We start from the raw sequence: 7,650 nt of genomic DNA on the forward strand, positions 1-7,650 counted from the left end.
GGCCGACGGCGAGTTCCTGCGCGCGACCATCGATCACGCCGACCCGCGCTGGCCGATGGGCCCGCGCCCGGACATCCGGCGCGGCGTCGTCCCGATCGGCCCGACGCTGGTGTTCGCCGCGAGCAACTTCCCGTTCGCGTTCAGCGTCGCGGGCGGCGACACCGCCGCCGCGCTGGCCGCGGGCTGCCCGGTCGTGCTGAAGGCGCATCCGGGACATCCTCGACTATCCGAGAAGACCGCGGCCATCGTGCGCGACAGCTTGCACGCGGCCGGCGCGCCGACCGGCACCTTCGACGTCGTCCACGGCGTCGACGCGGGCACCGCCGCGCTGCGCCACCCCGCCGTCGCCGCCGCGGCCTTCACCGGCTCGGTGGCCGGCGGGCGGGCGCTGTTCGACATCGCCGCGGCCCGTCCCCGGCCGATTCCGTTCTACGGCGAACTGGGCAGCGTCAATCCGGTCGTGGTGCTGCCCGGGGCGATTCGGGCGCGTGCCCGCCAGATCGTGGCGGGTTTCGTCGGCTCGTTCACCCTCGGCGCCGGGCAGTTCTGCACCAAACCCGGCCTGCTCCTGCTGCCTCGCGGCCACGGTCTCAGCGACGCGCTCCGCACAGCCGTCCGCGAGGCGTCCAGCCAGCGACTGCTCAACGACCGGATCGCGGGCGGCTTCCGCGCCCGAGTCACCGAATTGCGCGAATCGCCCTCCATCACAGCGCTTTTCACGCCCGACATCGAGGGCGATCTGCTCGCGCCGACCCTGCTGCGGGTAGCGGCCGCCGACTTCCTCGCCGCGGGCGAGCTACTCCGAACCGAGTGCTTCGGCCCCGCCGCCCTGATAGTCGAGTACGCGGACCCCGCTGAGCTGCACACGGTCCTGGCCGAGCTCGAACCCGGCCTCACCGCAACGGTTTTCGCCGAGGATTGCGAGATCGAGGACGTGCGCCCGCTGCTGCCCGCCCTCACCGCGCTGGCCGGGCGGCTCATCTGGAACGAGTGGCCCACCGGCGTCACGGTCACCTGGGCCCAGCAGCACGGCGGACCCTACCCGGCCACCACCGCGCCGACCACCACGTCGGTGGGCGCCGCCGCGATCGAGCGGTTCCTGCGTCCCGTCGCCTGGCAGGGCTTCCCCGACGGCCTGCTCCCACCCGCCCTGCGCGAGGACAACCCGTGGCGGCTGCCGCGCCGCGTCGACGGGAAGCGTGACTGACCCATGTGCCCCGTCATCACCGATGTCCGCCTCACCCCGATCCTCATCGCCGACGCCCCGCTGCTCAATGTCGGCGGCGTACACCAGCCGTACACCCCGCGGCTCATCGTCGAAGTCGAAACCGACGGCGGCGCAGTAGGTCTCGGCGAGACCTACGGCGACCACCGATACCTCTCCCGCGCGACGCGACTGGCGTGGCAGCTGATCGGCACGCCGGTCGCCGCGGTCAACGCGATCCGGCTGCTCGGCGCGGGCGAGAGCAGGCTACTCGACGACAACCCGGTCGCCGGCGGCCTGCGCGGCACGCTCACCTCGGACAAGGTCCGGCTCAGCGTGATCTCCGCCTTCGAGACCGCCGCGCTCGACGCCTACGGCCGCGAACTCGGCCTGCCCGTGCACGCCCTGCTCGGCGGCAAGGTGCGCGACCGGGTCGACTACTCCGGCTACCTGTTCTACAAGTGGGCCGAGCATCCCGTCCCGGACGCCCCGGCCGACGAGTGGGGCGAGGTGCTCGACCCGGACGGCGTCGTCCGGCTCGCCGAAAAGTTCAGCGCCCATGGCGGTTTCCGCTCGTTCAAGCTGAAAGGCGGTGTGCGCCCGCCGGAGGAGGAGATCGCGGCCATGCTCGCGCTGGCCGAGGCGTTCCCCGGACACCCGCTGCGCCTGGACCCCAACGGCGGGTGGTCGCCGGCCACCGCGACGACCGTCGCCGAACGGCTCACCGGTGTCGTCGAATACCTCGAAGACCCCACCGCCCGGCTCGCGGATATGGCCGAACTCCACCGCCGCACCGGAATGACCTTGGCCACCAACATGATCGTCACCGCCGTCGACGAGATCCGGCCCGCCTTCGACGCGAACGCGGTCCAGGTGATGCTGTCCGATCACCACTTCTGGGGCGGCCTGCACGCCACCCGCGACCTCGCCGCGGTCTGCCACGCCTACGGCAAGGGCGTCTCCATGCACTCCAACACCCACCTCGGCATCAGCCTCGCCGCCATGACCCAGGTCGCCGCCACCGTCGCACACCTCGACTACGCCTGCGACACGCACTACCCGTGGCAGGCCGAGGACGTCGTCACCGAGCCGCTCACCTTCATCGACGGCGCCATCGAGGTCACCGACGCCCCCGGCCTCGGCGTCGAGCTGGACCGCGACGCGCTGGCGCGGCTGCACGAGCGCTGGCAGGCCATGCCCGCGCTGCGCGACCGCGACGACGTCGCCGCCATGCGCGCCGCCGACCCCGGATACCGGCCGCCGGACACGCCGAAGTACTGAACTCCTTGTGATCCGCATCCGTTGTCATTGCGAAACGGTCATGCGGCTCTCTACTGTCGGATCTTCGGCCCGACGGCTCAGTCGTGCTGGTCACGCGGCGAGTGTGGCCGAGAGGAGCGGTAGCAGATGGATCTTGGTGACGTCGTCTCCGCGAGCGTGCCCGAGCAGCGGGAGGCCCTGGCCCGAGGCGAGGTGTCCGCGCGCGAACTCGTCGACGCCACGCTGGCGGGCATCGACGCGGCGGCCGGGCTCAACGCCTTCACCCAGGTGCTACACGAGCGGGCCCGCGCCGAGGCGAGCGATCGCGACCGGGAGCGCGGCGCTGGCGATGTCGGCCCGCTGCACGGCATCCCGATCGCGATCAAGGACGAGATCGACGTCGCCGGCCTGGTGACCAGCTTCGGCACCAGGGCCAACTCGACACCGGCCGGGGCCGACGCCGAGGTCGTGCGCCGGTTGCGCGCCGCGGGCGCCGTCATCGTCGGCAAGACCGCGATGCCGGAGTTCGGCCAGTGGCCGTTCACCGAGTCGAGCACCTACGGCATCACCCGCAATCCCTGGAACCGCGACCACACCACGGGCGGATCGAGCGGTGGCTCGGCCGCCGCGGTCGCCGCGGGGCTGGTGCCCGTCGCCCTCGGCAGCGATGGCGGCGGGTCGATCCGGATCCCCTCGGCCTGCTGCGGGCTGTTCGGCCTCAAACCGCAGCGCGGGCGGGTGCCCCTCGCGCCGCACGAACACCTCTGGTGGGCGCTCGGCGTCACCGGCCCGCTGACCCGCGGGGTGCTCGACTCCGCCCTCGTCTACGACGTCATCCGCGGCAACGCGCCCGGCGACCGGTTCACCGCCCCGGACCCCGCCGTGAGCTTCGAACACGCGGCGCGACAGTCGATCACGGGCCTGCGGATCGGCTACAGCACGAAATCTCCCAACCCGCTGGCGAAGCCGGACCCCGAGAACGTGCGCGCTGTGCGTGACACCGCGAAACTGCTTGCCGGACTTGGCCACTCCGTCTTCGAGGCGGACCCGGACTACCCCGAGTCCCTGCACGCGTTCTTCCCGCAGTTCTTCGGCGGCGTGCGCGGCGAGGCCGATCAGGTCGAGCATCCCGAGCTCCTCGAGCGCCGCACCAGGCAGACCGTCGCGATGGGCGCCTGGGCGCGCCGCCCGGTCGTGGAGTGGGCCATCCGGCAGGGAGAAGCCGTGGCGCGCAAGGTCGATCGCGTCTTCGACCACTGCGACCTGCTGCTCACACCGACCCTCGCGGTCCGGCCGCCGCGCATCGGCGTGCTGGACGGCGCGAGCACCGTGCGCGCCCAGCTGCGCTCCATCCCGATGGTGGCCTATACGGCGCTGTGGAACGTGACGGGTCACCCGGCGGCCTCGCTGCCCGCGGGCGTCGGCACGGACGGACTGCCGCTGGCGGTGCAGCTGGTCGGGCCGAGCAACGGCGAGACCACCATCCTCACCGTCGCCGCGCAGTTGGAGCGGGCGCGGCCGCACGCGAGACCCCTGGCCGGAAACCCGCTTCGCCCGCTAGGGTGACCGGTGTGACCGAATTGGGCGACATCGCACCGTCTTTCGTGGACCTGGCGCACAGCATCGTCTGGTGCACCGTGTCGACGACCGATGCGGCGGGGCGGCCGCGCAGCCGCATACTGCACCCCATCTGGCAGTGGGACGGACAGGAGCTGACCGGATGGATTCTCACCGGCAAGACCCCGCCGAAGGTGGCCCAGCTCGCCCACAGCCCCTACGTCGCCGCCAATTACTGGGCGCCGACGCACGACACCTGCCTCGCGGAGTGCACGGCCGAGTGGGTCGACGACCTGGCGACCAAGACCGAGCAGTGGGAGCGCTTCCGCGATACGCCGCCGCCGCTCGGCTACGACCCGGGCGGGATCGGCATCCCCGAGTGGACGGGGCCGGAGTCGCCGAGCGTCAGCCTGCTGCGTCTGCGTCCGTGGCGGCTGCGCGTGCTGCCGGGAAAGGATTTTCTGGAGGGCCGACCAGCCACCTCGTGGCGCGCCACATAGCAGACGCCTACACGTTGGTGAATATCATTCGAGAATAAGGCGGAAAAACGAACAAGATTCTGTACGGTCGAGGTATGCGTAAGAGTGATTCACCCGGCGGCTCGGCCTCGCCCGTCCCGCCGATCCACCCCCCGGCCGGTGTCCCGATCGATGATATCGACCGGATCCTGCTCGACCAGCTCGCGCGGGACGGCCGGATGACGAACAACGCGCTCGCCGCCGCGGCGGGCATCGCGCCGTCCACCTGCCTCGGCCGGGTGCGCGCGCTGGTGGAGCGGGGCGTCATTCGCGGATTCCACGCCGATATCGACCCGGCCGCGCTCGGCCGAAGCCTGCAGGCCATGATCGCGGTCCGGCTGCGCGCCAGCGCGCGCCAGCACCTCGCGCAGTTCGGCGAGCAGATGTCGGAGTTCGAGGAGGTGCTCAACGTGTACTTCATCGCGGGCGCCGACGACTACCTCATCCACGTCGCCACCTCGCACACCGACGAGCTGCGCCGGTTCGTGCTCAACAACCTGAGCGAGCACCCGGCGGTCGCCTCCACCGAGACGATCCTCATCTTCGAGCACATGCGACCCAGGACGAACACCACGACGTGACGAGGGCGACCGGCCCCAGTGTTCGGTCGCCCTCGCGAAACGTGTTACGCGGCCAGGCTTTCGGCGACGTAACCGTGCGCGGCCGCGACGGAGGCGGACAGCAGCACACCACCGTGCGTACTGAGACCACCCGCCAGGCCGCTGTCCAGCGCCACCGCCTCGCGCCAGCCGTGCTCGGCCAGCGAGACCACATAGGGCAGCGTCGCATTGGTGAGCGCGACGGTGGAGGTGTAGGGCACCGCGCCGGGCATGTTGGCGACGCAGTAGAACACCGACTCGTGCACCCGGTAGGTCGGGTCGGCGTGGGTGGTCGGGCGCGAGTCCGCGAAGCAGCCGCCCTGGTCGATGGCGATGTCGACCAGCACCGAGCCCGGCTTCATCTGCGCGACCAGGTCGTTGGAGACCAGCGTCGGCGCCTTGGCACCCGGCACGAGCACCGCGCCGATCACCAGATCGGCCTCGCGCACCGCCTTCTCGACCTCGAGGCGGTTGGACATGATCGTGCGCACCTGTCCCTTGTACTGCGCGTCGATCTCGCGCAGCCGGGCGATGTTCAGGTCGAGCACGGTCACCTCGGCGCGCATGCCGTGCGCGATGGCGATGGCGTTGCCGCCCGCGACGCCCGCGCCGATCACGACCACATTCGCCGGCGGGGTGCCGGGCACGCCGCCCATCAGCACGCCGCGCCCGCCGCCGTTGCGCATCAGGTGGTAGGCGCCGGCCTGCGGGGCCAGCCTGCCCGCGACCTCGCTCATCGGCGCGAGCAGCGGCAGCGAGCCGTCGCGGCCGGTCACCGTCTCGTAGGCGATCGAGGTGATGCCGGAGCTCAGCAGCGCGTCCGTGCACTCCTTGGACGCGGCCAGATGCAGGTAGGTGAACAGCACCTGCCCCTCGCGCATGCGCGAATACTCCTCGGCCACGGGCTCTTTCACCTTCAGCACCAGTTCGGCGGTGCCCCAGACCTCGTCGGCGGTGTTCAGTATCCGCGCGCCCGCGACGGTGTACGCCTCGTCCTCGAACGCCGATCCACGACCGGCACCGGACTCGATGTACACCTCGTGTCCGCGCGACACGAGTTCGTGCACACCGGCGGGGGTAATCGCGACCCGATACTCGTGGTTCTTGACCTCGCGGGGGACCCCGATCTTCACCTGCGCTCCTGATTGTCGATGGATGTCGATAGTCGATCCGCATAATATGGACCGTTCTGAGTCAAATTATGAATATAATGCAAGATCAGGTCTAGATTTATGAAGATAATTCTTCAAATGGCCCATCGAGTGGTGCAATCCTCAGTTGAAGCCGATCACGGACGGCCCGGTTCGCAAGATGTTCGGACCTCGCCCGAAAATCGGTGGCGATCACTCCTCGCCCGTTGCTACGGTTGCCGCCGCGCTGCCACAGCGCCTTCGAAACATCGTTCAACCAGGCGCACAGCCGAGGAGGAAAAGGTTTTTATGACCCGGATCGCGCCGAGCGCGCCGCACCGCGTCGAGTCGATCTCCACCGACGCCCGCACGGCCATCAGCCGCTGACCAACGGCCATCGGCCGCTGACCGATCCCGAGGCGCGCTCGGACACTCCTGCTGCTCTCATTCCTCGGCAAAGGAGTAATCCGGGTGTCAGACAACACCTCTCACGGTCCGAGCGCATCCCTGCGCACCGACACTTTCACCTGCGTACGCTGCGGCCTCGTCGTCGCGGCGCTCGCACCGGACAACAGCTGGCGCAACCACTGCCCGAGCTGCCTGAACTCACGCCACACCCACGACCACGTCGACGGCGGCGTCTCCGAGTGCGGGGCCAGAATGGCGCCGCTGTCGATCGCCGTGCTGCGCACCGGCGAATGGGCCGTGGTGCATCGCTGCACCCGCTGTCACGAGCTGGCGCTGCACCCCGTGTGCGGCGACGACAACCAGCTCATCCTGATGCGCATGGCGGTCCGGCCGCTGGCCGAGCCGCCGTTCCCGCTCGAAGTCTTCGGCGATCTGTAGGGGGTGCGACATGCCGCGACGCAAACCCGCGGGCCGCCGCCCGCAACGCGCCAAGGACGTATTGCACGGTCGCGCAGGCGAATCCGGCGACGCGTTCCGCTGCGTCGGCTGCCGGATGGACGTGCCGACCGCCGCGCCGGGCACCGCCCACCGCAACCACTGCCCGCACTGCCTGACCAGTCGGCACGTGGACCGCCGGGTCCCCGGCGACCGGGCCGAGCCGTGCCGGGGACGGATGGCGGCGGTGAGCATGTCCGCGCGCGACAACGGCGAGTGGCAGCTGGTCCACCAGTGCCTCGCCTGCGGCGCCGTCAAGGCGAACCGCATCGCGGGCGACGACAACGCGCTCGCATTGATGCGAATCGCCTTGCGCCCGTTGGCCGATCCCCGCATCGGCCGGCGCGCGCTGCTGGCGCTGTGAAACCCGGTCCGGTGCCCGCCGCGCGCGGCGGGCACCGGACCGGCGCGCACATCGGTCGTGTCGCGAAGTCTCCTCCGGCGGGACTTCGCAACGCGCCTAAGACGATTCGCGCACC

Annotated in this window: 8 protein-coding genes; 7 read left to right on the forward strand and 1 reads right to left on the reverse strand. The window is 70.7% G+C overall.

Annotated elements, in window-relative coordinates; all coding sequences use genetic code 11:
• From ON39_RS35510 to ON39_RS35530, 5 genes are all read left to right on the forward strand, one after another.
• Positions 1-1,207: aldehyde dehydrogenase family protein (locus ON39_RS35510; protein ID WP_040740721.1), on the forward strand; the 1,207-nt coding region annotated here is incomplete at its 5' end.
• Between the two features lie 3 nt (positions 1,208-1,210).
• Entirely contained in the window at positions 1,211-2,485 is a 1,275-nt protein-coding gene (locus ON39_RS35515; RefSeq protein ID WP_040740722.1) for an enolase C-terminal domain-like protein, read from the forward strand.
• A gap of 126 nt (positions 2,486-2,611) precedes the next feature.
• Entirely contained in the window at positions 2,612-4,030 is a 1,419-nt protein-coding gene (locus ON39_RS35520; RefSeq protein WP_040740723.1) for an amidase, read from the forward strand.
• A 5-nt stretch (positions 4,031-4,035) separates the two neighbouring features.
• Complete coding sequence (locus tag ON39_RS35525; protein ID WP_051187515.1) at positions 4,036-4,521, forward strand: pyridoxamine 5'-phosphate oxidase family protein; 486 nt, start codon at positions 4,036-4,038, stop codon at positions 4,519-4,521.
• A gap of 74 nt (positions 4,522-4,595) precedes the next feature.
• Positions 4,596-5,120 carry an Lrp/AsnC family transcriptional regulator gene (locus tag ON39_RS35530; protein ID WP_040740724.1) on the forward strand — a complete coding sequence of 175 codons (525 nt, stop codon included), beginning with the start codon at positions 4,596-4,598 and terminating at the stop codon, positions 5,118-5,120.
• Between the two features lie 44 nt (positions 5,121-5,164).
• On the opposite strand, the gene ald is transcribed toward ON39_RS35530, so the two are convergent.
• A complete protein-coding gene (gene ald, locus ON39_RS35535; protein WP_040740725.1) occupies positions 5,165-6,271 on the reverse strand; it encodes an alanine dehydrogenase in 1,107 nt (368 codons plus the stop codon).
• A gap of 468 nt (positions 6,272-6,739) precedes the next feature.
• Here ald and ON39_RS35540 point away from each other — a divergent pair, with 468 nt between their 5' ends.
• On the forward strand, positions 6,740-7,114 hold the full coding sequence (locus ON39_RS35540; protein WP_040740726.1) for an RNHCP domain-containing protein: 375 nt from the start codon (positions 6,740-6,742) through the stop codon (positions 7,112-7,114).
• Between the two features lie 10 nt (positions 7,115-7,124).
• Complete coding sequence (locus ON39_RS35545; protein WP_040740727.1) at positions 7,125-7,535, forward strand: RNHCP domain-containing protein; 411 nt, start codon at positions 7,125-7,127, stop codon at positions 7,533-7,535.
• The last annotated feature ends 115 nt before the right edge of the window (positions 7,536-7,650 follow it).

It is taken from the genome of Nocardia tenerifensis NBRC 101015 (assembly GCF_000308715.1).
In the GTDB taxonomy this organism is placed as follows: domain Bacteria; phylum Actinomycetota; class Actinomycetes; order Mycobacteriales; family Mycobacteriaceae; genus Nocardia; species Nocardia tenerifensis.